Raw genomic sequence first — 25701 nt, 5'->3', positions numbered from 1 at the left:
GTTGCTAAAAAGCCTGAGTTTCCGTTTAATTATTAATAAACAGGTTAAGTGCCTTCAAAGTCTCCTCTCTTTCGAAATACCAATCTGAATAAGGCAATGGAAATACTTTAATGCCTGCTCTATGAAGTATCCTGTATCGCTCCACGCCGTAAGCTGACTCATAAGCGCCGGGAAAACCTATCAAGTCGACACCTATGTATCTGTTTTCTTTTTTCAATAACAAATCCATACTCAAGCCTGCTACCTGATAGTTAGGCCACATTTCATTTATTCCTGCTTCTGTTAATGCCTCTGACACTTCATCTAAAAAGCGGTCGTGCAGCTCTGCGTCTTCATTCTGGTACTTAAGCCTTTGCTTATTTACAGACTGAACATACATACTAAATAACGACTCCTTTTTAAGTTCTTCTGGCTTAATTGATAAATACAAATATTGCCTTTGTCTGGCTCTGGTGATTGACACGTTAAACACATCTTCTTTATTAAGATGTATGAAAGCCGAATGGTGCGTATCCTTGTCTACCGCAAAAGATAAATGCATGATGTCTCTTTCTTCACCCTGAAAACTATAGGCCGTACCTACTCTAAGCTGATGCTTTTCTATCTCGCTAATGGTAAATGCATTAACCAGTAATTCACCAAGATAATCGACCTGGCCTCTAAATGGAGACAGTATGCCCACAGAGGTAGCTATTCCTGCTTCCAGCCCTTCTTCCTCATCAATTAATGTTCTTATTCGCTTGATAATAAGACTGGCTTCCTTTTCATTATAACCTCTTTTCTCTCGCTTACCTTCGCACATCTCCATAACTATGCTATCTGGCTGATGATCTGGCCTGCTAGTCATGATATGAAGGTTATTATCATAAAATTGCTGGTTACTAAAAGCTATAATGGGCTCAACACTACGAAAATGTTCATCGAGCATAGCTATTTGATCCCCGGAATGGAGCTTACTCATTACTAAATCAAGAATGCTCTTGCTTCTGTCGTTGAGATGCTCAGGGTTCATCGCTTGCAAGCCATGCTTTTCTCTAAATATGGTCTGCAGGTCAGTTGATAAGAAAGAAACATGCTTCAGCTGGCATGGATCTCCTGCAAACACCACTCTTTTGGCTCGTTGCATCAGAGGCAGACAGCTGGCAATATCACATTGAGTAGCTTCATCTATAATTACTACATCAAACATTTCCTTAGTAAAAGGCAATACATCTTTTACATCAGCCATTGTAACAGCCCAAATAGGAAAAGCTTTAAGAATCGCCTTAAAGTCTATTTTAGAAAAGAGCTTAAGCGTTTCTGTATCACTAGCCAGCCCAAGTCCCTCTCTAAACTGCTTTATATCATTCCAATTATGCTCTAGCACTTCCAAAATCTGAAATACATATTTCAGCTTAATCAACTCCAGAGTCTGCTCTATTTTTTGCTCATCTGCCTCTCCCAGTCGCTCGCTAATCTTCCAAACCGGTGTTTGGTACCTATTCCTTAAATCAAGATATTCCGTTTTAAGCCAATTCCATAAACCTTCTCTCTCCTTACTAAGGTAATCACCCCAGCGCATTTCATTATCCACTTCTAAGATCAGGCTTTCCTCCAGTGTACGGGTGTCCTCTTCCAGCTCCTGTAATTTCCCTTTCAGTTCAGTAATCCGTTTCGCCAGCTTAAATGCATCCATTCTGCCAGCAATACCAAACTCTTCAATCAGGTAACGAAGTTTATTCGCCCTACTCAGCAAAGCCTTCAAAAAACGCATCAGCGGAGTGAGATACCTTCTCTTTCTGCCTCCACGAATTACGCACCTGTCTATGCCCAGCTGAGAAGCTACTTTAGAAATTATAACATCTACTGCCTCGTCCGTTCGGGAAGCTATAAGTACAGACTCACCCCTACTCATATGCTCAATAGCCAGAGCGCCAATGGTATAACTCTTGCCTGTACCAGGAGGCCCCACAATCATAGTAACAGGATGCTCTGCGCCAGACTTAAGTATCACTTGCTGTGCCTCACTCAGAATTACCGGAATCCTTCCTTTAATATAATCCCCTGAAGTAGATGAAATAGCAGGATTCTCGTCTAGCAAATATTGTAATGGCGCAGAATACTCTTCCTCAGTAATCATTTCCTTCAGCTCATTGAGTACTCCCCTAGTATTACTAGACTTAGCTACTACACCGAGCATACTGGCAGGAACGAGCTTTAATTTCCCTGCTTTATTGCTCTTAAGACTTGAAATGACCTTTTTAATTTCCTTAAGCGAAAGATTATCAGGATAGCCGTAAAGGCTCTGAGCATCTACCTGATCAAAAAAGTTATTACATAGCTCTATTACACCTGCAATTTTATCAAAAGGCATAAGCTCATGAGGCAGGCGATCATGCAATTGATCGTATAGCTGATCATTAGTACCAGATTCTGTGAGTAAGTTCACTAAAGGATAATTGATCTTCCGACTGTCGGGCTTTACAGACAAGTAGTAAAAATCTTCTCGCTGTTCTATTTCAGCATTATAATAGACCAACGGAGAGCATAACCTTTTCTGCTCACCACTAGTATTAGTGTAATATCCACAAACAAAGAAAGCTGCATATAGCAGCTCCTTTTCTTTTTGGTACACTTCAAGTTTTTTTCGGATGCTTACCGCCACTTCATCTTCAATAGGGATGATGGGGGCATCACCTGTAAGTAGCTCTTCTCTACCTTCTATTATCAGGCGATTTTCAACCTTATTATCTAAAAAATCGAAGATAGAAAGCTCACGATTATCTGACCTGTAACAATCAAAAAAATAATGAATTGCTTTTGATAATTGACTAGAAACCATACTCAAAAGTAAGCATCCTGTTATTAAAAAGGATGCTTACTTTTACTTAAAACTTATAAGTTACTGAGCCTTTGAACCAAAATGGTGCTCCGGGAGTAAAATGGATTTCTTCTACAGGAGCAGGCTCGTTTTGCAATCTTGATTCTGTTGCAAATTGAGTTTCATTCCAGTCTGTATCAAATAAATTTTGGATATTGATACCAAAGTCAAAATTCTTCCACTGGTAGCCCAGGTTCAGATCTACCACGGTATATCCTTCGGCTACAATTGAATTATCTTCGTTAGCTGGCCTGTCATCAATATATCGAAGTCTGGCTCCTCCATAAATTCCTGAAGGGTGAATAACACTGATACCACTCATAACAGTAAAATCAGGAGCCAATGGAATGTAATCACTATCTTCAGGCTCATCAACTGAGCGTGCTAACGTATAATTTACATCTGTATCCCAGTACAACCATGATACGGGTTGATACCTCACACTTAAGTCAACACCTGTTCTTCTGGTTTTACCGCTAGGCTCTACCACACCAGCATCACCCACGTACACAAATTCCTGATCTAAATGAAGGTACCAGTAAGCGGCATTTAAAATCAACTTAGGAGTTGGCTTCCAAATAGCGCCGATGTCACTTCCCCAGGCCGCCGGCAGTATTTCATTTCCATTCTCAGCCACCACCACTCTGGCATCATTAGAATGAAACCCTTTACCTGACTTCAAGTAAAGTTGTAACTGACGAGAAGGATTATAAAGAATATTCAACTTAGGGCTTACTATGGCTTCAGATTCTGATTGTGTTTCATAGGCTGTAACCAGCTGATCATTGTAATTGAACTTAAAATAATCTACCCTTAACGCCGGGTTGATTACCCATTTCCCTAAATGATAACTCAGGTTAACGTAACTATACAGGTTGGTTTCATTAATATCACCTAATGCCAATGTATCTAAAGTGGTAGTTCTGTTTAGTGTATGAGACAGTTCATTGCCATTACTTTGGTCATTTCTAAAGCCCGCACCCCACTGAAACAGGGCTTCATTACCCAATAGATTTAAGGTATGGTTATATTCGCTATTGGCACCAAACATATCTCTGCTCTCAAACTGACGGATCTGATCTCCATTTTCGGGATCATCTAAGAAGAAAGTAAAGTTTGAAAACAGCTCAAAGTCATATTTGGTATAAAAAGCGGTACTCTTTACAAAAGTCTTCTCATCTATGGTTTTAACATAGTTAAAAATGAGGTTCGTCCTGCTCGTAGTTCCTCCTTCAGTATCATCTATAGCTCCAAACCTGGAGATAAGACCACTGTCTATCGCTCTTTGAGGTATTTGACCGGAAGCATCCCACGAGCTGGTAAAATGAGAGGCTGATATTGAAATTTTATCAGTAGCTGATACCCTACCTGTATATTTGGCAAGCATATTTAAGCGATTGAAATTCTGTGAGCTCTCAAAAGGTCCATCAGTAAGGTTATAATCCATAGCCACATAAGCAGAATGATCTTCTTGCTCTACCACCTGAAACATTCCTAAAAATCGTTGTGTATTAAACTGACCAGCCTCTAGCTTTACCAGGCTGTTATCCAGTTTTTCTTTGGTTTTAAAGCCAACATAACCGGCGGTGTTAAAATCACCTTGTCCGGCATAATAAGGTCCTTTTCCAAAATCAATTTTATCTATGGCTTCAGGAATAAGAAAGTGCAAGTCAGCATAACCTTGACCGTGAGCATGAGACACCATATTTACCGGCATACCATCTACTGAGATGCTTATATCAGTACCGTGATCAATATCAAAGCCTCTTAAAAACATTTGCTCAGCCTTACCACCACCAGCATGCTGACCAATTACCAACCCAGGCACTTTTCTAAGTAATTCCTGAGATGAGTTAACAGGAGTAGTTTTAAGGTTAATATCTGTAAGTACGTTGATAGCATCCATCTCTGGAGATACCAGTATTTCATCTAAAGAGATCACCTTCTCCTGGATACTGACCTGCAGCGGGGCATTTAAATTAGTAATCACCACGGTAGCGGGTTCATAGCCAATATGGCTCACTACCAATGTATCTCCTAGAGAAACTCTGGCCATTAAAAACCTGCCAAAGTGATCTGTGTGTGTATGATTTCCTGAACGATAATTCAGAATATAGGCTTCTTCTACAGCCCTACTATCCCCATCAACGACTTTTCCGTTGATTTGCTGCCCATAACTAAGGGATAGAGTAGTTAAGAAAATAACAGTAGTAAAAAGTAATTTCATAAAAATATAATTGGTTTTGATCGGGGCAAAGCTATTAAAGGCAGGTGGGCAAAACACCTCAAATATGATGACATCACCCATACACTTATGAAGGGCATTATCCTTTATATAAAAGGAAAATCAGTTGGTATTTATGACTATAAACAGATGAAAACAAACAACAATATGTCAATTTAACGCAATCATGATACATGTACCTTATCTTGCCTTTTCGCTAGTTTTTCTATTCCAGAAATAATGAAAAAAAGCTATTTTCATATTGTTGGAACAAGTAGTTAAAAGGATATGCAAAACGCTTTAAGTCTGTTGTTGATAGATGACGACATGGATGAACATGACTTATTTTCTTTCGCATTGGAGAAAGTGTCATCTAAGTTGGACGTAAGGGTATATGGGGTAACGAGTGGAAAAGAAGCATTTTCTTTTCTGAAGCAATCAGACACACCTCCTCCTGAGTTTATTTTCATTGATCATAACATGCCGTTTTTATCTGGAAAAGATTGTTTAGAGATCATCCGTTCTTTCCCTGGCATGCAATCTTGTGTCTGCATTATTTATAGCTCTGCGGAGCCTCAAAACACCTATGAGCTTAAGTCATTAGGGGCCTCTCATTTCTTCGTAAAACCTATTAACATCAGAAACTTCAGCGAAATATTAGAAAACCTCCTCTGCAAACAGGATGAGCTGCCCTTTATCATTACCTGAGAATTTCCAGAATAGCTTCAGTAGAATTATGTGTTTTATAACGAGTAGGAAGGTTGAGAATTACCTTGGTTCCATCTCTGTATTCACTTTCTATTTTAATGCTGCCTTTTAGTTTTTTAACGGCTTCTTTTACCACATAAAGTCCTAAGCCTGCACCTTCGCCCTGTTCGGAGGCTCGGTAAAACATGTCATATATTTTTGAAATATTCTCTTGAGGTATACCTATGCCATTATCTTCTATGGTTACCCTAAGCCTGCTTTCCACCTCTACTGCCTCTATTTTTAGCCAATTTGCTACTTTATTATGATCTGCAAACTTCACGGCATTAACTAACAGGTTATGAATAATCACCATGATACGATGTTTATCTCCTGTCCAGTTAAGTTCAGGTGCAATATCCAGCTCCAGCATTACCCTATCCCACATAGGCAGATAAGAAATGCTCTTCCAAACCTCATTTATTAAGGTGATAATGCTTACTTGCTCTACATCTATTTCTGTACGAGAATTTCTTGAGTACTCCAGAATCTGCTTAATAGTTCTATCCATAAGACTTAAGCGATCCTTAATAAGGTTGAAATACAGCCCCGAATCAAAATTAGAATTACCCACTTCATTCTGAGCTACATTAATAATACCTCCAATAGTAGCCAGCGGCCCTCTTAATTTGTGCGAAACACTGTAAACCAAGTTATCCAGCTCACTATTAATTTTCTTCAGATGTTCGTTTTGCCGAATTAATGATTTTTGATATTCCTTTTTTTGCCTGATATTCTCATATTTCTTAAGAATATTCTTGATAGATACAGGCAAACGACATAAGCTGCTTTTGAGAATATAATCATCTATTCCCTTTTTAAAGCAGCTCACCGCATATTCTTCAGAAACGGCTCCTGTAATAAGAATAAAAGGCACCTTAATGCCCATATTTTTACTTATTTCTAATGCTTCCATCCCTGTAAATTGAGGTAATGAATGATCAGAGATAATAAGCTGCGGATGAAATTCCTTGAGCGCTTCTATATACTCACTTTTAGTATCAACCCTTCTCAAAGTACATTCCAGCTCTTCTTTTGAAGCTCCCTCTTAATTAAGGTATAATCATCGAGGGAGTCTTCAATTACCAGTATTTTCAGTATACTTTTTTTCATTGTATTTATTTAACAAGAAACTATTGAAATTTTCCTTTCTTAAAATAGTCAAGATCTTGTTATAATACAATAAATAACAGGTATATAATTAAATGAGCTTAAATAATTAATTTAATTTCAAAAATGATATCAAATTAATGCTCAGTTAGCCCTTTCCAGCTATCAGTTCTAAACGGTGATGCAGGCAATCCTTCTTTATTATATAAATTAGCATCATCAGGATTATCTGCCCAGGCATATCTTACGGCTTTAGGATCAGACACTTCATCACTATATACTATTACTTTATCTCCTTCTATTCTTGCTTTAGCCCAGTGAAACTGCTTATCGTTACCAGCTATAGCAAAACCTCTTACATAACCATATTTATCTTTAGTAGTAAGCCCGCTGCCGGTGTTAGAAAAAGATAAAACCACCTCATTTCCCTTTACTTCCATTGATTCATAAGTAGGGCCAGAATAAACGATGTCTTTATTATAAGCTACCTTAAGTGCACTAAGCGCAAGTCTTAAGCCTACATCTTGCTTATTGGTAGGGTGAATATCATTGGCCAGACCTACATCTATTAAAACCGCCTCTCCTGTTTTAGGTAATGATAATGCCATATGCTGTGCCTCCCTCAGCTCTGCCCATTCACTATTATCTGGCTGAGGTTTAGCGGCCATATAGTTCGCTAGCTGAGCCCAGATAAATGGAAATTCATGCCCCCATTTTTCTCTCCAGTTACGTATCATAGCAGGAAACATAGTACGGTAATGGTATGCCTCATAGGTATTGGCCTCTCCCTGATACCAGATAGCACCGGTAATATGAAGGTTGAGTAATGGTGCTATCATAGCATTATATAATTGAGATGGAAAAGAATTAGGACCTGAGTCTTTCACGTCATACATAGCAGTAGTTACAGTAGCTTTAAACTGCCAGTCGCCCACTAAACTTAGCTTTTCACCATCTAATGAAAGGTAGAATTCCTCCGGAGAAGCTGTGGTGCCACCTCCACCACCGGTATCATACATTCTTATTATAATAGTGTTTTTACCTTTTTTTAATAGGCCTTTGGGTAATTCATAGAATCTGGTAGTATTCCAGCCCCCTTGGTCTCCTACCAGTTTGCCATTTACATATGTCTTATCATAATCATCTATGGCGCCCAGGCTAAGTACGGCCTTTTGATTGGTTGGGTCTTCGTTAATATCAAAATCATAACGATACCATACTATTCCATCTACATTACCTATTACAGACTGCTCAAACTGGCGCGGCATTTTTATCTTTTCCCAACCTTGTGTATTGGTCTCAGGAGCAAACCATCGTTCTTTTAATCCGGGATCGTCTTCAATCGCTTTTAAATAAGCCACTCTGTTTTCTTCCCACTTCTTCAGCTGCTTCTCATATTCAACAGGGTCCAGGTCTTTATATTCAGGATCTTTACTGATAGCATCCCAGCTGGTCCAGGCCTGAATGTAGGTACCTCCCCAGTTAGTACTGATAAGCCCAATGGGCACATCTAGCTCTTTATTAATCTTTCTGCCGAAGAAATAGCCTGCTGCCGAAAAAGAAGGAATATTCTCAGGTGTACACACCTTCCATTCGCCTTTTTTAATATTTTCTTTAGGTGAGAAGCTTCTATCCTGCTCCACAGTCAGTAAACGAATGTTCGGATGATCAGCATTTTTTATCTCCTTAGCAGCGTTGTCTACAGTGCCCCATCCATCTATAGGCATTTCCATGTTAGACTGCCCACTACAGATCCACACATCACCTATTAAAATATCATTAAGAATCACAGGATCGCCTTCTCCTTTAACCGTAAGTGTATAGGGTCCACCGTGCTTCATAGCAGGCAACTCTACTTGCCATTCACCATTTTTTTTAGCTTTAGTAGTAGCCTTTTCTCCATTAAACTCTACGGTTATTTGCTCACCCTTATCAGCCCATCCCCAGATGGTGATGGGTTGGTTTCGCTGAATCACCATATGATCCGCTAATACCTTGGGTAATTTCACTTTGGCATCAGCCAGTGCTGTACTCATTATGAATAAGATAAGCAGCAGGCTGTATTTTTTTAGTTTAGTTTTCATAGCGTTAATAATTATGGTTTTTAAACCATTTTATCTATTTAACTTGTATAATTTATTGAGTCCTTGAAACTATACTAAAACTAAAATAAATCAAAATACCGGGCTATTAATTATAACCCGGTATCGCGAATGTTTTTGGTGTAGGTTTGTGATAATGAAAGATTAACCTCTTTTCAGGAGATTAATTCATATCATATAATCATGGTTTGTGGGCATAAAGGTGTCATTGATTAACCAATACTTTAGCCCCAGGAATAAACATAACAGGACATTTAAATCTGTTAAAAGCGCTCTCTTCGCTTAAGTCCCATTTTTCCTGTAATTTCTTTTGGATGTTCTCGCAAATCACCACGAGGTCCACATCAAAGGTATCAATAGCCGAAAAAAGCCTCTCTTTCACAAAGCCCACTTCAGCCAGGAAGGTATGATCTACCTGTTGAATTTCAGGCATGTAAGCCTTTAGCTGCTCAAATTTGAGGTTGGCAGCATCCTCCTGCTCTCTTTTAAACTGAATTTTGCTTTTTATACTTTCCTGTGCACTACCAGTAATTAACCTATAGGCATATAGTATAATTAACTCACCCCCATGAGCTTTAGCAATGTCTAATGCCACAGAAAGACACCTCATCGATGACTCCGAAAAATCAGTTGGGTATATTATTCTTTTAAACATAGCTCTGGCTATTCATTCATATAATTTTTTCACTAAAGTAAAATTGTTTTTTGGGCGTTATTATGAACGTGAATCAAGCGGTTTACTGATTTTTATCATATTTTTGAGCCAGTCGACGTATTTTCTAAACTTAACTAACCAGTGAAAAACGAACATCCAGACCCCTACAAAGCCGTTTTCGAAGCCTGTGAAGAAGGCATTTTTGTAGTAAACAAAGAAGGAACTATAGTGATGGCAAACAGGGCTTCCCATAAGTTATTTGGGTATGAAGAAGGCGAATTGATAGGTTTGTCAGTAGAATTACTAGTTCCGCCAGCGGTAAGAGGGGTACACATAGATGATCGTAAAGCCTATGAAGCCAACCCTGCTCCCAGGCAAATGGGGCATGGCCGTGACCTGGCAGGTAGAAGAAAAGATGGCTCTGAATTTCCTGTAGAGATAAGCCTTAATATGGCTCAGATAGACAATGTGTACCACACACTAGCCTTTGCCATTGATATTTCAGAAAGAAAGAAAATAGAAGAAGCCCTTAAAAGAAGTGAAGAGCAGCTGATAGTATATGCCGCAGAGCTAGAAAAAAGGGTTACTAAAAGAACTCAAGACCTGGATAATACTATTAGGCAACTGGAGAGAGTTAATGCTGATTTGGAAGATCAGGTACGCATTAGAAAAAAAGCCGAAGATGAAACCAGACTAGCACTAAGTAGAGAAAGAGAGCTCAATGAGTTAAAATCCAGGTTCGTATCTATGGCCTCTCATGAGTTCAGAACCCCTCTAAGCACCATGCTATCTTCCGCCTCTCTGATAGAGCGGTATAAAGAACCCGGCACGGAGGAAAAAAGGCAAAAGCACATCAATAAAATAAAGTCCGCTATTGGCAACCTCACTAATATTCTAAACGACTTTTTATCGTTATCTAAACTGGAAGAAGGTAAAGTAGGCCTTGAAAAAGAGGACATAAAAATCAATGAGGTGCTCAAAGATATCACAGATGACATGGCTGATATCTGCAAAAACGGCCAAAACATTATTATCGACATCGATGAAAAAGAGATCCTTTTCCATACTGATGAAAAAATATTAAAAAATATACTTATTAACCTGCTAAGCAATGCTATAAAGTACTCTGAGGCAAATACAGACATTACTGTTATTATTAGAGAAGATCCTGATCTGCTTACTATTACGGTTAAAGATCAAGGTATAGGTATACCCGAAGGAGAGCAGAAGCATATGTTTGAAAGATTTTTCAGAGCCAAAAATGCTACCAATATTCAAGGTACCGGCTTAGGTTTAAATATTGTAAAAAAATATGTAGATATGCTGGAAGGAGAAATATCCTTTAGCAGTAAATTAAATGAAGGCACTACTTTTTCAATAGATTTGCCGAAAATTGTATAGATAAGAGAGTCTGACCAACCCTGAACTATGAGAAAAATTCTGATTATTGAAGACAATAATGAAATAAGAGAAAACATCGCAGAGATATTAGAGCTCGATGGCTACGAACCTCTTGAAGCCGCTAACGGAAAGGAAGGCGTGCAGATAGCTGTAGACCAACATCCTGACTTGATTATCTGCGATATTATGATGCCGGAATTAGACGGTTACGGAGTGCTACACATTCTGGCTAAAAAAGAGCAAACCGCTAATATCCCTTTCATTTTTCTTACAGCCAAGGCTGAAAAAACAGATATAAGAAAAGGTATGAATCTGGGAGCAGATGACTACCTAACCAAACCGTTTGAAGACACAGAACTGCTAGATGCCATACAGATAAGGCTCAAGAAAACAGAGGCCCTTAAAAAGGAATATAACAGCAATGCTGATGGCCTGAACCAGTTCATTAAAGACGTAAAAGATTTTCATGATCTGAGTCACTTACATGAAAACAAAAAGCCACGTCACTATAAGAAAAAACATGACATTTATCGCGAAGGCGAGTATGCTAACTATGTATACTTTGTAGCTAGTGGTAAAGTAAAAAGCATCCGCACTAATGAAGATGGCAAAGAGCTGATTACCAGCATTTATACTTCCGGCGACTTTTTCGGCTACGAGGCACTATTAGAAAACATAGAACACCCTGATAGCGCTGAAACCATGGAGGAATCTGAGATCATTCAGATCCCTAAAGAAGAGTTTTTTGATCTTGTATACAGCAATAGAGAAGTATCCAGAAAATTCATAGAAATGCTCTCTAATAAAGTATCAGAAAAGGAACAAAAGCTCCTTAATCTTGCTTATAATTCTGTGAGGCAGCGTACGGCTGAAGCTTTGCTTACTATAAGCGAAAAGTTTAATCCTGATCAAAAAGCTGATTTTGAGCTATCCGTTTCCAGAGATGATTTGGCTAATATGGTGGGTACTGCCACAGAATCAGTAATCCGTGTTATTTCGGACCTTAAAGATGAAGACATAGTAGAGACACGCTCTGGTAAAATAGTAATAAAGGAAAGAGATAAGCTGGCACAGATCCAAAAATGGCACTTTGCCAGATAGAGATCATATACTCTGACAGTAATCAAAGCTACTACTGATGGTTGTCATTTGAGATTTTATCACAAATGACCTTTTTTACATTGCCTTAAATTCGAAATACCATGAAATTAAAGAGCTTTGCCATGGGTTTGGCTTTGGTACCTTTTTTTGCCAAAGCCCAAACCATTCAACAAGTAACCATAGAACCAGAAAGTCATTTCTCACTTTCTGGCACCTCAAACGTAAACTCATTTAGCTGCGTAATGGAAGATGCTTTTTCCAATTATCAGCTCAATGTATGCTATAGCCAGGATGAAGATCAACTAGTATTTGAAAATACAGGCTTTCACTTGGCGGTGAGTAATTTTGACTGCCAAAATGCCAAGATGACTCATGACCTTAAAAATGCACTCAAGGCTGATAAATATCCTAAAATAAAGTTTGAATTACTCACCCTGGAAGGACTCAAATCTGGCGACTGCGAGCCTATAGCCGAATCTCTGATTAATATTGCCGGAAAGGCTAATAAGTATTTGCTAAAATATAAAGTGAAGCAAATTTCTGAAGATGAGTATAGAATTTATTTAAATGCAGATTTTAATATGAAAGATTTCGGGATAGACCCTCCTACTGCAATGATGGGAATAGTAAAGGTTAATGAAATAATTTCCATTAACCTTAGACTACATGTTGTTATGAAATAAGTAACAAACCCTTTTCATGCTGATTTTACCTTAGCTTCTTCCAGATCTTGAGAGAACAACCAGAAGAATTTTTCCAGCTCCTGAAAATTCAAAGAATCTAAACCCAGCTGCTCTTTAAGGCTTTTCATATCTTCTTGAAAAAGAGAGTAATCTCCCAGATATTCAGCAAAACTTCTTTTAAAATATTTACCCAAAATCCTGATTGCTTCTATATTAAAAACAGGATAATCATCTTTGTTATGCCAGCAGCAGTAAGTACTGCAAAAGGTCATGAAAGCTACTTTTTCTTTACCTTCATAAAATGACATTAACTTATTTACTACTTTAGGATCTCCATTTTTAAGGTCCTGATCTATTTTAGACTTCACTATGAAGGAAGATAATTTCCTTAAATCGGGTACTATTTCTCTAAGCTCTTCAGTTTCAATAGCACTAATTTTCAAAATCACTTCAGGAATTTCATTATTGCTGGTATGCATCTTGAAATATTTGTCTTTCACTTTATCTCCAGTAAAGTATCCCTTTTCTACTTCGAAGTGTTCCAAATGTCTAAGTATGTTGTTTACCGCTTTCATGGTTTCTGGGTTTATTACTTTCTTTCTTTATATACAAAATTGATAGGAAGAACCATTTTCACTTTTACAGGTCTACCTCTTTGCTTACCTGGGTTCCAGGGAGCAGCAGTTTTAAGCACTCTCACAGCCTCTTCGTCACATCCTTTACCTATTCCTTTAAGCACTTCAAAATCGCTCAATGTACCGTCTGAATTAACTATAAACTGAACAAACACTTTACCTTGTATCTGGGCATCTAAGGCTCCTTTAGGGTATCTTATATTTTCATAGAGAAACTTCATGAAATCAGTCATACCCATTTTAGGTTCAGGTCTGGTTTCTACTATGGTAAACACCTCTTCTACCTTTTCTTCCTCAGGCTGAGCAAGCTGGGTATTATCAAAGTCTATTTGCTCAATCGCTTCTTCAGTGGTGATGTCAATATCAAAATCCAGGTCTATTTCCTCTTCTATTTCTTCCTCTGCAGGCACCTCTACTATATTAGGTTGCTGAAGCACTTGTTTTGGAGGAGGAGGAGGAGCTTGCTCAGTAGGAGGTATCTCTAAGAGTTCATCTACAGGAGCATCTACATGTGCTACGGCTAATTGTTCACCGCTATCATAGGACTTCCATTCAAAAAGACCTACTACGAAGGACATACTTACCAATAAACCAATGCTGAAAAACAAAATTCTTTGAGATTTCATTTTTACGTCTTTGTTCTTTTTAATAGCCATCAGATCAGCTATCATTTGAGCCTGACGAGCATCGGCTTCTACTTTATTTAAAGTATCTTCTGTATACTTATCAATAGTGTGTTCATAGGTTTTATCTGCGAGTAACATGGTAGTAATGTTTTATTGAAATCATACCTAAAGGTCTCTTTTATTTTGGCACTTATTCATGACCTAGGGTTGAATAAATCATGATCTTCATGAAAGAAATAAGTGACAAAAGTCATGAATTCCTCGTGCTGTAATCATTCAATTCCTATACTTTAAAAAGTACCTTGCATACATAAGATTAAGGGAAGAAATGGTGCCTCCCTTACATTTTTCACCTAAATACAAACCAAAAATGAAAAATCTAAAAAGCATTCTCATCCCAATTGACTTTACTGATGCTAGTAAAAATGCAGTTAGATACGCCAGTTATATTTTTGATAAGGAATCTGTAAATCTGGTGATTGTTCATGTAACTGATAAGACTGATTTCTCTCAAGCAGAAATAGAAAATAAGTTTAATACCTTCCGTGAAGAAACACTTACAGGCCTGCCTCATTATGAATTTCATATATATTTAGGCAACCCTGCTGATGAGTTACTCCGAGCTGCTGATGAACACCGCTCTAGCCTTGTTATAATGGGCCTTAAATCAGAGAATAGAAAAGATAGTATATCTATTGCCAGCGGACTAATGAAAGACCTTGATTGCCCTATTATAGCGGTGCCTGACTTCTACACTGATTATAGATTAAAACGTATTGCTTATGGCAATGACTTTAAAGAAATAAGAGTATCTCAGGTACTTAAAGATGTAATGCAACTAGCGCTGAAATTCTCTTCTAAGCTATATGTATTTCATGTAAACAGAGAAAAAGAACCTGTATTGATAGACAACTCTGAAAACATACTGGAATACTACCTGGAAAATATAGAGCATGAATACGTAGCCATAAACGATAAGGATATGGAGAATGCCATAAATAACTATGTGGTAGAGCAGAAAATAGATTTACTGATTACGCTGTCTAGGGACCATGGAAGAAACAAATCAAACTCTGAAGGCAAACTGATTTATCAACTTGCAGAAAATACGAAGATACCGATGCTTATTTTATGCTAGTGAATAAAATCATGCGATCATGCAAGCTTACTTTAGACAATCTTTCGATTTTTTACATCGTAGATTCAATAATTTAGCCTTTAATTTTGTAGCCCACACCACAACTCTAAAACTGATATTGTGCATAGCCATTCCGTTATTAGTGTGGGCTATGCCCTCTTCCTGGATTCCCCTGGATAACCTCACGGTTACACAACACAGAGCTATCTTTATATTCACCTTTGCTGCTATTTTCTGGATCATGGAGCCTGTTCCTATTTTTGCCACTTCTATAGTGGTAATTTTACTTGAACTGGTACTACTATCAGACAGTGGCCTGGCTCTGGCATTTCTCAATAAGGATTCCAGCATGTTTGGCAACATACTTAACTACAGAGAAATTATTGGCACGTTCGCCTCTCCTATTATAATACTATTTCTAGGAGGATTCTTTCTGGCTATAGCCGCTTCCAAGTACAACCTGGACTGCGCCATGGCACGTACATTCATCAAGCCTTTTGGCTGCCGGCCTAAATGGGTTATGCTAGGCATTATGAGCATCACCGCAGTATTCTCTATGTTTATGAGTAACACTGCCGCCACCGCCATGATGCTCTCCATACTGGTACCCGTACTGGCCTGCCTTGATAAAGAAGATAAAGGACGTATCGGTTTTGTACTCAGCGTACCATTAGCAGCTAACATAGGCGGCATAGGCACACCTATTGGCACACCGCCTAATGCCATAGCCATGAAGTACCTAATCGGTGATAATTCTATATCTTTTAGCACATGGATGATCATGTGTGTGCCCTTCGCACTATTACTCATGTTATGCGGATGGCTACTTATACTTTATTTATACCCCCCTACTACAAAAAAAATCGAACTTAAATTTAAAGCCACAAAACAAAATAAAAGAGCTTCTATCATCATCTACTCTACATTTGCTGTTACAGTAGCCCTCTGGCTGACGGATTTCCTTCATGGTATGAACTCTTATATTATAGCACTTATTCCTGTGGCGGTGTTTTTATGCCTTCAGGTGATCAATAAAGACGATCTAAAAAACATCAGTTGGGATGTGCTATGGCTGGTATCCGGAGGCATTGCCTTAGGCTTGGCTCTGGATGCAACCGGTCTTGCTGCGGTGATAGTAAACAGTATTCCTTTTGGAAACATGTCATTAGCTATCATCTTTTTGCTAGCTGCCATTACGGGGCTGCTTATCGCGAACTTCATGTCACATACGGCTACTGCCAACCTGCTCATACCCATTATAGCAGTAATAGGCACTACCGTACCAGGACTAGAAGCATATGGTGGAGAAAAAGTATTACTAGTATCCACAACCCTGGCCATTTCTCTCAGCATGTCTTTACCTATCAGTACGCCTCCTAATGCTTTAGCATTTAGCACTGGCCTGATACAAACTAAACATCTGGCAGGTATGGGAATATTTATGGGCCTGTTAGGCACAGCATTAGTATTTCTGATGCTATACTGCACTACCTCGCTCGGTATAATTTAAAATCATGAGTGTGATTTTTAACTATCCTCACCAGCTCTAAAGGCTGGTGGGGAATTCACCCCCTACAGTCATGAAACTTTTTGCATCACTTATTATATTGATTTGCTTTACTACTGTAGCAAAAGCACAAATCATTATTCCATTAGATAGCACACAAAAACAATATTTGAAGATATCAGGTTCTGGGCAGTTTTGGCTCAGATATACGGATCTCAATCCGGGATCATTAGTAAAAGAAGAAGCACAGTCTAGCGTTACAGATTTTTCTGTAAGACGCCTAAGAATTAAAGTCCAGGGAAAACTGACCAATAACTTTGGTTTTGTATTTCAAGGAGGACAAAACAATATTAACACGGCAAAAAAAGAGAACACCTTTAAAATACTAGACGCTTACGGCTTCTATGAATTTAAGCCATGGCTTAAAGTAGGTGTGGGCAAAAGTGCCTGGGTAGGCTTAAGTAGATATACCGCCCCGGCTACAGCTTCCCAACTTTCTTCAGACATATATTTTAGCACGCTTGCGGCTATTAATGTTTATGATGATATGATGAGAAGACCTTCCCTTTTTACTTACGGACAAGTAGGAAAAATAGACTACCGGCTTATATTAGCCAAACCCTATAATGATAGTAACCCTGTAACTCCCAAAAGCGGTCAGGCCACTTTCTCCAGCCAATACTCTGACTACCAAACATCATGGTATATTAAGTATCAGTTTATGGATAAAGAGAAACAAAGTTCATCTTTCGCTCCTCAATATTATACTTCCAGAAAAAACATATTTAATATAGGAGTAGGCCATCTGTATCAGCCCAGTGCCACATGGAGCCTGGAGCAGCAAGACACAGTGTTTCACAGTATGAATATGCATGGCTTGGATGTGTTTTGTCAGACACCGCTACTTCCTAAAATAGATGCTATTTTTTATGGCAGCTATATTAACTCTGATTTAGGAGAAAATTTCATACGAAATATTGCGCCAAATAATATTTGTTCCGGCACTAATGAAATGGGCAGCTATAGCGGTAGTGGTAATGCCTACCCTGCTGCAGGAACAGGCTCTATATTTACCGCTCAGATAGCCTGTAATTATCACTTAACACAATCTATGATACAGCCAGCTATATCTATGCAATATGCAGACTATGATATTCTGGATGATGAAGTGGTGAACTACGATTTTTGTATTAATTATTACCCTGATATGAAACACTCTAAACTCACTTTAGCGCTACAAAGTCGCCCTATTTTTGAAAGTAATGAGGGTCATACCAACAGTACTACCAGAAAGAACTTATTTCTGCTGCAGTATCAATTTAAATTCTAATAAAAACTGACATTAATCACTAATTTTAGTAATACAGGTCATGTTGGAAATAGTTTTAAATTGCGACCTTCATACCAACAAAAAAAGGAACAAAAACAGGTGAAAATCACCTGAAAAATCTGAAAAAAAACAGATAAATAGAAAGACCTAAAAAAGAAGAAATAAGCATTAAAACTCTTCGTTTTTATGTCAGATAAAAGTCCTTAACCTTTTAAACATTAAATCAGATGAAACGTTCTAATCTCGAATCAATCTTTAAAGGCCTCAAATCTCTAGGCCTAGCAAATGCAAAAGGTGTTTTATGGAATCTCACTCCTGCCGAGTTGGTGTCTGAAGCCATAAACAATCACGAAGGTGTATTAACAAGCACCGGGGCTCTAATGTGTGACACAGGTAAATTTACTGGTCGATCTCCTAAAGACCGATATATTGTAGAAGACGATATTACCCGTGACAAAGTATGGTGGGGAAATATTAACATCCCATTCGACGCTGAAAAATTTGATAAACTATTTGATAAAGTTGTTAGCAGCTTAGCATATAAAAGACTATTTGTAAGAGACGCCTATGCAGGTGCAGACCCAGATTTCCGATTGAAAGTAAGGGTTATTGACACTCAGGCATGGCACAACCTCTTCTGCTACAACATGTTTATAAGACCTGAAAAAGAAGAGCTAGTAGACTTTGAACCAGACTTCACTATAGTAGCGGTGCCAGAATTCATGGCTAACCCTGCTGAAGATGGCACCAGAGCCGAAAACTTCGCTATCATTAACTTTACCAGAAAAATCATATTAGTAGGTGGTACAGGTTATACCGGAGAATCTAAAAAAGGTATCTTCAGTGTGCTTAACTTCCTATTGCCAGATCAACAAAATGTACTCTCTATGCACTGTAGTGCCAACATTGGCCAAGAAGGAGATACAGCTATATTCTTCGGTTTATCTGGAACTGGTAAAACAACTCTTTCTGCCGACCCCGACAGACATCTGATCGGTGACGACGAGCATGGCTGGTCAGAAAACGGTGTCTTTAACTTTGAAGGAGGCTGCTATGCTAAGGTGATCGACCTTACCAGAGAGTCAGAACCACAAATTTATGACGCCATTAAATTCGGTTCATTGCTGGAAAATACTCGTTTCATACCAGGAACCAGCATTGTAGACTTTTCTAACAAAGAAGTAACAGAAAACACTCGTGTGTCTTACCCAATTGACTATATCTCTGGTGCGTGCTGTCCTTCTACAGGAAGTCATCCGAAAAATATCTTCTTCCTTACCTGTGATGCCTATGGAGTGTTCCCTCCTATCAGTAAGCTTACAGTAAGCCAGGCAATGTATCACTTTATCTCTGGTTACACAGCAAAAGTGGCTGGTACAGAGGCAGGTATTACAGAGCCTACCAGTGTATTTAGTGCCTGTTTTGGAGCGCCATTTATGCCATTACACCCTACTAAATATGCCGAGTTACTAGGAGAAAAAAATCAAAGAACACGAGGTAAACATTTGGCTTATCAACACTGGCTGGACTGGTGGAGCCTACGGTACCGGACACAGAATACCTCTGAAATACACTAGAAGTATGATTTCTGCTGCGCTAAACGGCCAACTGGAAAATGTTGAGTATAGTGAGCTGCCTACTTTCGGCCTCAACTACCCTAACGAATGCCCAGGAGTGCCACAGGAGCTTCTTAACCCACGTAATACTTGGACTGACAAAGCTAAGTATGACGATAAAGCTCATCTCCTTGCAGAAAACTTTGCTTCTAATTTCAGAAACTATGAATCATATGCGAATGATGAGATCATGTCTGGGGCGCCTGCTGTAGAACAGGTATAAGCCAGGCGAGCAGTTGGAAAAACAAAAACCCCGGAAGTGATATTCCGGGGTTTTTTTATGGATAATATATATAAAAAAAGGAGTTAAAATCAGTTATTAAAAAGGAGCATCTTCCTCATCAGGGCCACTATAGCCGAAGCTACCACCACCGGCGCCACCTGAGTTACTGCCGTTATCTTCATTTAGTCTGCTACCTAGTGTAATGGTACCTGGGCCGTCATCAAACTCAGCCGGAATACCTCCACCACCAGGGAAATCTCCACCAGCAAAGCCTCCCGGATCAAGATCTGAGAACTTGGTGTACTTACCAATAAACTTAAGACTTACATTCTCCAAAGAACCACTTCTGTGCTTAGCAATAATTACCTCACCAGTACCTGCAGTAGGCATACCGTTCTCATCTTCAGTAATACCATAGTATTCAGGACGGTAAAGGAACATTACCATATCCGCATCCTGCTCTATTGATCCTGATTCCCTAAGGTCAGAAAGCTGTGGTCTCTTATCTCCACCCCTGGTCTCCACAGCCCTACTTAACTGTGACAGGGCTATTACAGGCACGTTAAGCTCTTTAGCGATCTGCTTCAAAGCCCTTGAAATAGAGGCGATCTCCTGTTCACGGTTTCCTCCACCTTTGCCCGAATCTCCACTCATCAGCTGCAAGTAGTCAATTACTATCAGCTGAATGTCATTCTGCGCTTTAAGACGCCTACACTTAGCTCTAAGCTCCAGAATAGAAAGTGCCGGAGTATCATCAATAAAAATAGGGGCATTACTCAGTCTATTGGTCTTATGGATCAGCTGTTGCCATTCATAATCAGCCAGGTTACCTTTCTTAATCTTCTCACTCTCCAGCTCTGCCTCAGCAGAAATAAGCCTGTTTACCAGCTGCACAGATGACATCTCCAGGGAGAAAATAGCTACAGCGTGGTTAAAGTCTACCGCAGCGTTTCTAAGCGCAGAAACCACAAATGCCGTCTTACCCATGGCAGGACGAGCCGCAATAATTACAAGGTCAGTTCTTTGCCATCCGGAAGTTACTCTATCCAAAGCTGAGAAGCCACTTGGCACTCCGGTAAGGCCATCTTTATGATTTTTTCTTTCTTCTAATTCCTGAATAGCCTGCGCCATTAATGAACGCATGTTATCATAATTCTTACGGATGTTAGCCTCAGAAATTTCGAAAAGAGATGATTCTGTTTTATCTAATAATTGGAATACGTCAGTAGTGTCTTCATAGGCATCATGCTGAATTTCAGATGATACACGAATCAACTCACGCTTAATAGACATCTCAATTATTACACGGGCGTGGAACTCTACGTTGGCTGCAGAACTCACCTTAGAGGTCAGCTCAGCCAAGTAATAAGAACCTCCGGCTATTTCCACCTTACCATTTTTTCTAAGCTGGTTAGCCACAGTACGCATATCTACGGGCTCAGAATTATTAAACAGCTCTACTATGGCTGCATATATTTCTTTGTGCGCGTCTTTATAGAAACTATCAGGCTTTAATATATCGATAACCGTAGTAAGCGCGTCCTTTTCCAGCATAAGTGCTCCAAGTACGGCTTCCTCTAGATCAATCGCCTGAGGTGGAAGTTTACCCAATCCTTCGTTTACATCACGATTCCCTCGATTGGACAGTTGCCCTACCTTAAAAGACGATTTATTTTCCATGTAGTGATTACTGGTTTGATTAGTTTTTTTCTCTTTCGCAGCTCAAACGTAAAAAGAAAATTCACGACTACCAATTGATTGTGAGTTGCATAAAAGTTTTCATTTCATTAACATAAAAGGCTTGCTCTTCATTCACTATACCTATATATATATCTACATTAAACAGGTTATCAACGTTAAAGTCTTGATCTATCCACATTTCAACACCCTTTATGTTGAAAAATCAAATTTATATTCACAAATTTTTCAGTTATCAACACTAATATTAACATTGGTTTAAAGCTTAATTTTTATCTACCATTTATAATTTTTATCTTAATTTTGACGCTTAACCAAAGGATTTACATAACAGATATATGCAGAACATTCATTTTATTGCTATAGGCGGCAGCATTATGCATAACCTTGCTATCGCACTGCATAAAAAGGGGTACCAAATAAGTGGTTCTGATGACGAAATCTTTGAGCCTTCATACAGTAGCTTAAAGAAATATGATCTACTACCTAAGCAGCAAGGTTGGAATCCTGACCTCATCACTAAAGATCTGGATGCTGTAATAGTGGGTATGCATGCTCGCAAGGATAATCCTGAACTAAAGAAAGCAGAGGAATTAGGCATAAAAGTTTATTCCTTCCCTGAGTATATATACGAGCAATCTCAAGACAAACAAAGGATAGTGATAGCAGGAAGCCACGGCAAAACCTCTATCACCTCTATGATAATTCACGTACTGAAGCATTTTAACAGAAAGTTCGACTTTGCCGTAGGAGCAAAACTTGAAGGTTTTGAAACCATGGTTCAGCTTACTGATGTTGCTCCCATAATCATTATTGAAGGAGATGAGTACCTCTCCTCTCCTATTGATTCAACGCCAAAATTCCTTAAATATCACCATCATATTGGTCTTATTAGTGGCGTAGCCTGGGATCACATCAATGTATTTCCTTCAGAAGAAATATATGTAAGTCAGTTCGATAAATTTGCTGATGCCTCTCCTAAGGGCGGCACTTTAGTATATTGTGAAGAAGATCCATTAGCTACTGTAATAGGCACTAAAGGGCGTGAAGATGTACATGAGACACCTTACAAAACACATCCTTTCATTATAGAACATGGCACTACTTACCTTACCAGAGGTTCTGAAAAACACACCTATAAAGGTATTTGGTAAGCATAACCTGCAAAACATTAATGGTGCTAAAGAGGTTCTGAAAAAGATAGGCATATCAGAAGAGCAATTCTACGAAGCCATACAATCATTTAAAGGGCCTCAAAATCGCTTGCAACTGATTAAGTCTGGTGATAGCACTGCAATCTATAAAGATTTCGCCCACGCGCCTTCAAAAGTGCGAGCTACCACTTTAGCATTAAAAGAACAATACCCAGACAGGGATTTGGTAGCCTGCCTGGAGTTACACACTTTCAGCAGTCTGAATAAGAGCTTTCTGGCTCAGTATAAGGGCAGCATGAAGTTTTCTTACAAGCCCATTGTGTACTATAACCCAGAAACTGTAGAACATAAAAAGCTTGAACCTATTTCAAAAAAGGATATAAAAGAGGCCTTTGACGAAAGAAACCTAAAAGTATTTACTGATATAAATAAACTACTGGCATATCTGCGTGATCAGAACTGGAAAGACAAGAACTTGCTTATGATGAGCTCAGGTACTTTTAACCAGGTAGATTACGAGGCTCTGGCCACTGAACTGATAAATTAATTTGCTTCATGAAGCTTAAACTAAAAAATCCATTAACATTTTTCGATCTTGAGACTACCGGAACCAGCGTGGTGAAGGATAGGATTTTAGAAATATCGGTAGTGAAGGTAATGCCTAATGGAGAAACAATAGTAAAGACTAATAAAATTAATCCTACCGTTCCCATTCCGCCAGAGACCAGCGTTATTCATGGCATCTATGATGAAGATGTGAAAGATGCGCCTACTTTTAAGAATGTAGCCAAAAGTCTGGCTCAGTTCCTTGAAGGCTCTGATTTGGCAGGTTTCAACATACTGAAGTTTGACGTTCCTCTTTTAGTAGAAGAGTTTTTGCGTGTAGGCATTGACTTTGACGTAAGCAAAAGAAAGCTAATTGATGCCCAAAAGATCTTCCATATGATGGAGAAAAGAACCCTTTCTGCGGCATACAAATTTTACTGCAATAAAGACCTTACTGATGCACATAGTGCTGAAGCTGACACTAAAGCCACTTTAGAAGTGCTGGAAGCTCAGGTAGAGAAATATGATGGTCAGGAAGTGGTAGACAACCTGGGCAATAAGCTTGGCGTGATAGAAAATAATATGGACACTCTGCACCAGCTTACCTCTACTAACATGGTAGACCTGGCAGGCAGAATAGTACTTAATAATGACGGCGTAGCTTGTTTTAACTTCGGTAAACACAGAAACAGACCTGTAACCGATGTTTTAAAAGCAGAGCCCAATTATTATGAATGGATGATGCGAGGCGATTTCCCTCAAGACACCAAGAGAAGACTGACTGAAATAAAACTAAAGGCTTTTTCTTCTTTAAATAGATAGAAGCCATCTGAAATCATTTAAAAGAGCTGTATTAAAAGTAGCCACTAGATTGGTGAATACTTTTGATACAGCTTTTTTGTTTTCACTCAATTAGAGCTAAGTAACTTTAACCCTGATTATGCATTAGAAAACTAAAAGTTTAGAAAATCCTTCGATAATTGTGTAAAAAGATCGATTTTGATGAGGTATAAAAATCACCAGAATGGTTACTCAAAATATAGGGTCTTTACCCATTGAATATTCCTCCAAGCCAGTGACACCCTTTGGAGGGATGAGTTTAATGAAACGATTTATCGATCAGGTAGGGATACGAGAAAAATTAGCCGAACTGGCACTTCCATCTCCTGGTTCTAACCGAGGGTATGACCCCAAGCAAATCGTAGAGAGTTTTTGGCTGAGTATCTGGACAGGGGCTAGTAGATACATCCATTGTGACTGGTTGAGATATGATACTGTTTTACAGTCAATTTTTGGATGGGATGGTATGCCTAGCCAAAGTACCTACAGTCGTTTTTTTTGGAAAATTCTCTCAATCCCTAAACAACGAAGTATTTCCAGAGCTTCAACAATGGTTCTTTGACCAGCTCCGTTTAGGAGCACTCACCATTGATTTTGATAGTACTGTGATCACTCGATATGGAGATCAACAAGGGAGTAGTAAAGGTTATAACCCCAACAAAAGAGGGAGAAATTCACATCACCCCTTGATGGCCTTTGTGAGTCAAACCAGAATGGTGGCCAATGCATGGCTCAGGCCAGGCAACACAGCGGCCAGTAGTAGTTGCAGGGAGTTCATGGAAGAAACCTTTAAGCACGCCTTGGCAGGACAAAAAGTAGGTCTGGTAAGGGCCGATAGTGGTTTTTACAACGAAGAAATCATGTCATATCTAGATGAAGAACTCCTCAATTACATTATGGCTGTACGCATGTACCCCAATGTAAAAAGCGAAGTTTGGGGGCTTAAAGATTGGGTCAAACTGGCAAAGGGAATAGAGCTGAACGAGATGGTTTTCAGTCATGAAAACGGTAAGCCAAGACGATACATTATTGTAAAAAAGCAAGTTGACATCAGGCCACATGCAGGAGGCAAGGAACTTTTTGAAGATCAGCCTGGCTATCGATATAGTTGCTATGTGACCAATATGGATTTACCTCTGGATCAGATTTGGAACATGTACAACACCCGCGCCGATTGTGAGAACAGAATTAAGGAATTGAAACAAGATTTTGGGCTTGAAAATTTTTGTTTACAAGATTTTTGGGCAACAGAAGCCTCCTTTCGCTTTATCATGGTGGCTTACAATTTGATGAGTTTATTCAGGCATTTTGCGTTGAACCATCATCGAAAAGCAACCCTATCAACCCTCAGATCCTATTGCTTTGCATTAGGAGCCTGGACAGCAAACCATGCTAATAAAAAGGTTTTAAAAATCTCATTACCCTCCAAAAGAAGACCCTGGATGGAGGGAATATTCTTGAACATATCGTCTACTAGTCCTCCTTTTGATTATTCTAATGAATAA

General features: G+C 38.9%; 21 protein-coding genes and 1 pseudogene. 13 read left to right on the top strand and 9 right to left on the bottom strand.

Translation table 11 applies throughout. The features are described 5' to 3' along the window. Positions 1-25: 25 nt before the first annotated feature. Both LVD15_RS18805 and LVD15_RS18800 read right to left on the bottom strand, forming a co-directional pair. Positions 26-2821, bottom strand: coding sequence for an AAA domain-containing protein (locus LVD15_RS18805; RefSeq protein ID WP_233776753.1), 2796 nt, complete (start codon positions 2819-2821; stop codon positions 26-28). Positions 2822-2867: 46 nt separating this feature from the next. Further along, entirely contained in the window at positions 2868-5087 is a 2220-nt protein-coding gene (locus LVD15_RS18800) for a TonB-dependent receptor (protein WP_233776752.1), read from the bottom strand. A 285-nt stretch (positions 5088-5372) separates the two neighbouring features. Between LVD15_RS18800 and LVD15_RS18795 the strand changes: the two genes are divergently transcribed. Beyond that, positions 5373-5792 carry a response regulator gene (locus LVD15_RS18795; RefSeq protein ID WP_233776751.1) on the top strand — a complete coding sequence of 140 codons (420 nt, stop codon included), beginning with the start codon at positions 5373-5375 and terminating at the stop codon, positions 5790-5792. Here LVD15_RS18795 and LVD15_RS18790 read toward each other — a convergent pair. The 3 genes from LVD15_RS18790 to LVD15_RS18780 form a co-directional block, all read right to left on the bottom strand. Continuing rightward, entirely contained in the window at positions 5785-6846 is a 1062-nt protein-coding gene (locus LVD15_RS18790) for an ATP-binding response regulator (RefSeq protein WP_233776750.1), read from the bottom strand. The two genes, LVD15_RS18795 and LVD15_RS18790, sit on opposite strands and share 8 nt — an antisense overlap. Positions 6847-7078: 232 nt before the next feature. After that, positions 7079-9025 (bottom strand): sialate O-acetylesterase, encoded by a 1947-nt coding sequence (locus LVD15_RS18785; RefSeq protein ID WP_233776749.1) that lies wholly within the window; start codon positions 9023-9025, stop codon positions 7079-7081. Between the two features lie 223 nt (positions 9026-9248). After that, positions 9249-9698: a universal stress protein gene (locus LVD15_RS18780; RefSeq protein WP_233776748.1), complete on the bottom strand. Its 450-nt coding sequence runs from the start codon at positions 9696-9698 to the stop codon at positions 9249-9251. Between the two features lie 141 nt (positions 9699-9839). Between LVD15_RS18780 and LVD15_RS18775 the strand changes: the two genes are divergently transcribed. The 3 genes from LVD15_RS18775 to LVD15_RS18765 all read left to right on the top strand — a co-directional run bounded on the left by LVD15_RS18775 (position 9840) and on the right by LVD15_RS18765 (position 12883). After that, entirely contained in the window at positions 9840-11099 is a 1260-nt protein-coding gene (locus LVD15_RS18775; protein WP_233776747.1) for a PAS domain-containing sensor histidine kinase, read from the top strand. 27 nt (positions 11100-11126) lie between these two features. Beyond that, positions 11127-12200, top strand: coding sequence for a response regulator (locus LVD15_RS18770; protein WP_233776746.1), 1074 nt, complete (start codon positions 11127-11129; stop codon positions 12198-12200). A gap of 101 nt (positions 12201-12301) precedes the next feature. Beyond that, a complete protein-coding gene (locus LVD15_RS18765) occupies positions 12302-12883 on the top strand; it encodes a YceI family protein (protein WP_233776745.1) in 582 nt (193 codons plus the stop codon). 14 nt (positions 12884-12897) lie between these two features. Here the strand turns inward: LVD15_RS18765 and LVD15_RS18760 are convergent, their stop codons facing one another. Both LVD15_RS18760 and LVD15_RS18755 read right to left on the bottom strand, forming a co-directional pair. Further along, positions 12898-13458, bottom strand: a complete 561-nt coding sequence (locus LVD15_RS18760) for an HI_0787 family protein (RefSeq protein ID WP_233776744.1) — start codon at positions 13456-13458, stop codon at positions 12898-12900. 14 nt (positions 13459-13472) lie between these two features. Beyond that, positions 13473-14282 carry an energy transducer TonB gene (locus LVD15_RS18755; RefSeq protein WP_233776743.1) on the bottom strand — a complete coding sequence of 270 codons (810 nt, stop codon included), beginning with the start codon at positions 14280-14282 and terminating at the stop codon, positions 13473-13475. A 232-nt stretch (positions 14283-14514) separates the two neighbouring features. On the opposite strand from LVD15_RS18755, the gene LVD15_RS18750 reads away from it, so the two are divergent. The 4 genes and pseudogenes from LVD15_RS18750 (at position 14515) to pckA (ending at position 19958) form a co-directional block, all read left to right on the top strand. Then, a complete protein-coding gene (locus LVD15_RS18750; RefSeq protein ID WP_233776742.1) occupies positions 14515-15282 on the top strand; it encodes a universal stress protein in 768 nt (255 codons plus the stop codon). Positions 15283-15301: 19 nt separating this feature from the next. Next, positions 15302-16792: an SLC13 family permease gene (locus tag LVD15_RS18745; protein WP_233776741.1), complete on the top strand. Its 1491-nt coding sequence runs from the start codon at positions 15302-15304 to the stop codon at positions 16790-16792. Between the two features lie 70 nt (positions 16793-16862). After that, complete coding sequence (locus LVD15_RS18740; protein WP_233776740.1) at positions 16863-18119, top strand: porin; 1257 nt, start codon at positions 16863-16865, stop codon at positions 18117-18119. A 227-nt stretch (positions 18120-18346) separates the two neighbouring features. After that, a pseudogene (pckA, locus tag LVD15_RS18735) lies at positions 18347-19958 on the top strand (phosphoenolpyruvate carboxykinase (ATP)). Between the two features lie 96 nt (positions 19959-20054). Here pckA and dnaB read toward each other — a convergent pair. Both dnaB and LVD15_RS26910 read right to left on the bottom strand, forming a co-directional pair. Then, complete coding sequence (gene dnaB / locus LVD15_RS18730) at positions 20055-21638, bottom strand: replicative DNA helicase (protein WP_233776739.1); 1584 nt, start codon at positions 21636-21638, stop codon at positions 20055-20057. Between the two features lie 67 nt (positions 21639-21705). After that, positions 21706-21837, bottom strand: coding sequence for a hypothetical protein (locus LVD15_RS26910; protein ID WP_255763300.1), 132 nt, complete (start codon positions 21835-21837; stop codon positions 21706-21708). Between the two features lie 157 nt (positions 21838-21994). Between LVD15_RS26910 and LVD15_RS27150 the strand changes: the two genes are divergently transcribed. The 5 genes from LVD15_RS27150 to LVD15_RS18710 all read left to right on the top strand — a co-directional run bounded on the left by LVD15_RS27150 (position 21995) and on the right by LVD15_RS18710 (position 25701). Continuing rightward, positions 21995-22810 carry a Mur ligase domain-containing protein gene (locus LVD15_RS27150; protein ID WP_306416728.1) on the top strand — a complete coding sequence of 272 codons (816 nt, stop codon included), beginning with the start codon at positions 21995-21997 and terminating at the stop codon, positions 22808-22810. Then, a complete protein-coding gene (locus LVD15_RS27145) occupies positions 22752-23357 on the top strand; it encodes a Mur ligase domain-containing protein (RefSeq protein WP_306416727.1) in 606 nt (201 codons plus the stop codon). The genes LVD15_RS27150 and LVD15_RS27145 overlap by 59 nt, the downstream gene beginning before the upstream one ends. 8 nt (positions 23358-23365) lie before the next feature. Then, positions 23366-24178, top strand: a complete 813-nt coding sequence (locus LVD15_RS18720; protein ID WP_233776738.1) for a 3'-5' exonuclease — start codon at positions 23366-23368, stop codon at positions 24176-24178. Positions 24179-24380: 202 nt separating this feature from the next. Continuing rightward, entirely contained in the window at positions 24381-24758 is a 378-nt protein-coding gene (locus tag LVD15_RS18715) for a hypothetical protein (protein WP_233776737.1), read from the top strand. Continuing rightward, a complete protein-coding gene (locus tag LVD15_RS18710; protein WP_233780987.1) occupies positions 24658-25701 on the top strand; it encodes an IS1380 family transposase in 1044 nt (347 codons plus the stop codon). The genes LVD15_RS18715 and LVD15_RS18710 overlap by 101 nt, the downstream gene beginning before the upstream one ends.

The organism is Fulvivirga maritima, assembly GCF_021389955.1.
Lineage (GTDB): Bacteria > Bacteroidota > Bacteroidia > Cytophagales > Cyclobacteriaceae > Fulvivirga > Fulvivirga maritima.
This window is presented reverse-complemented; position numbering and strand designations above follow the sequence as displayed.

What these genes read in the sequence shown, in the direction of transcription:
- dnaB (WP_233776739.1), bottom strand. Translation starts at nt 21,638, where the DNA reads ATGGAAAATAAATCGTCTTTTAAGGTAGGGCAACTGTCCAATCGAGGG.
- LVD15_RS27150 (WP_306416728.1), top strand. Translation starts at nt 21,995, where the DNA reads ATGCAGAACATTCATTTTATTGCTATAGGCGGCAGCATTATGCATAAC.
- LVD15_RS18710 (WP_233780987.1), top strand. Translation starts at nt 24,658, where the DNA reads ATGGTATGCCTAGCCAAAGTACCTACAGTCGTTTTTTTTGGAAAATTC.
- LVD15_RS18770 (WP_233776746.1), top strand. Translation starts at nt 11,127, where the DNA reads ATGAGAAAAATTCTGATTATTGAAGACAATAATGAAATAAGAGAAAAC.
- LVD15_RS18720 (WP_233776738.1), top strand. Translation starts at nt 23,366, where the DNA reads ATGAAGCTTAAACTAAAAAATCCATTAACATTTTTCGATCTTGAGACT.
- LVD15_RS26910 (WP_255763300.1), bottom strand. Translation starts at nt 21,837, where the DNA reads ATGTGGATAGATCAAGACTTTAACGTTGATAACCTGTTTAATGTAGAT.
- LVD15_RS18800 (WP_233776752.1), bottom strand. Translation starts at nt 5,087, where the DNA reads ATGAAATTACTTTTTACTACTGTTATTTTCTTAACTACTCTATCCCTT.
- LVD15_RS18765 (WP_233776745.1), top strand. Translation starts at nt 12,302, where the DNA reads ATGAAATTAAAGAGCTTTGCCATGGGTTTGGCTTTGGTACCTTTTTTT.
- LVD15_RS18745 (WP_233776741.1), top strand. Translation starts at nt 15,302, where the DNA reads ATGCAAGCTTACTTTAGACAATCTTTCGATTTTTTACATCGTAGATTC.
- LVD15_RS18740 (WP_233776740.1), top strand. Translation starts at nt 16,863, where the DNA reads ATGAAACTTTTTGCATCACTTATTATATTGATTTGCTTTACTACTGTA.
- LVD15_RS18785 (WP_233776749.1), bottom strand. Translation starts at nt 9,025, where the DNA reads ATGAAAACTAAACTAAAAAAATACAGCCTGCTGCTTATCTTATTCATA.
- LVD15_RS18780 (WP_233776748.1), bottom strand. Translation starts at nt 9,698, where the DNA reads ATGTTTAAAAGAATAATATACCCAACTGATTTTTCGGAGTCATCGATG.
- LVD15_RS18795 (WP_233776751.1), top strand. Translation starts at nt 5,373, where the DNA reads ATGCAAAACGCTTTAAGTCTGTTGTTGATAGATGACGACATGGATGAA.
- LVD15_RS27145 (WP_306416727.1), top strand. Translation starts at nt 22,752, where the DNA reads ATGGCACTACTTACCTTACCAGAGGTTCTGAAAAACACACCTATAAAG.
- LVD15_RS18755 (WP_233776743.1), bottom strand. Translation starts at nt 14,282, where the DNA reads ATGTTACTCGCAGATAAAACCTATGAACACACTATTGATAAGTATACA.
- LVD15_RS18760 (WP_233776744.1), bottom strand. Translation starts at nt 13,458, where the DNA reads ATGAAAGCGGTAAACAACATACTTAGACATTTGGAACACTTCGAAGTA.
- LVD15_RS18715 (WP_233776737.1), top strand. Translation starts at nt 24,381, where the DNA reads ATGGTTACTCAAAATATAGGGTCTTTACCCATTGAATATTCCTCCAAG.
- LVD15_RS18750 (WP_233776742.1), top strand. Translation starts at nt 14,515, where the DNA reads ATGAAAAATCTAAAAAGCATTCTCATCCCAATTGACTTTACTGATGCT.
- LVD15_RS18805 (WP_233776753.1), bottom strand. Translation starts at nt 2,821, where the DNA reads ATGGTTTCTAGTCAATTATCAAAAGCAATTCATTATTTTTTTGATTGT.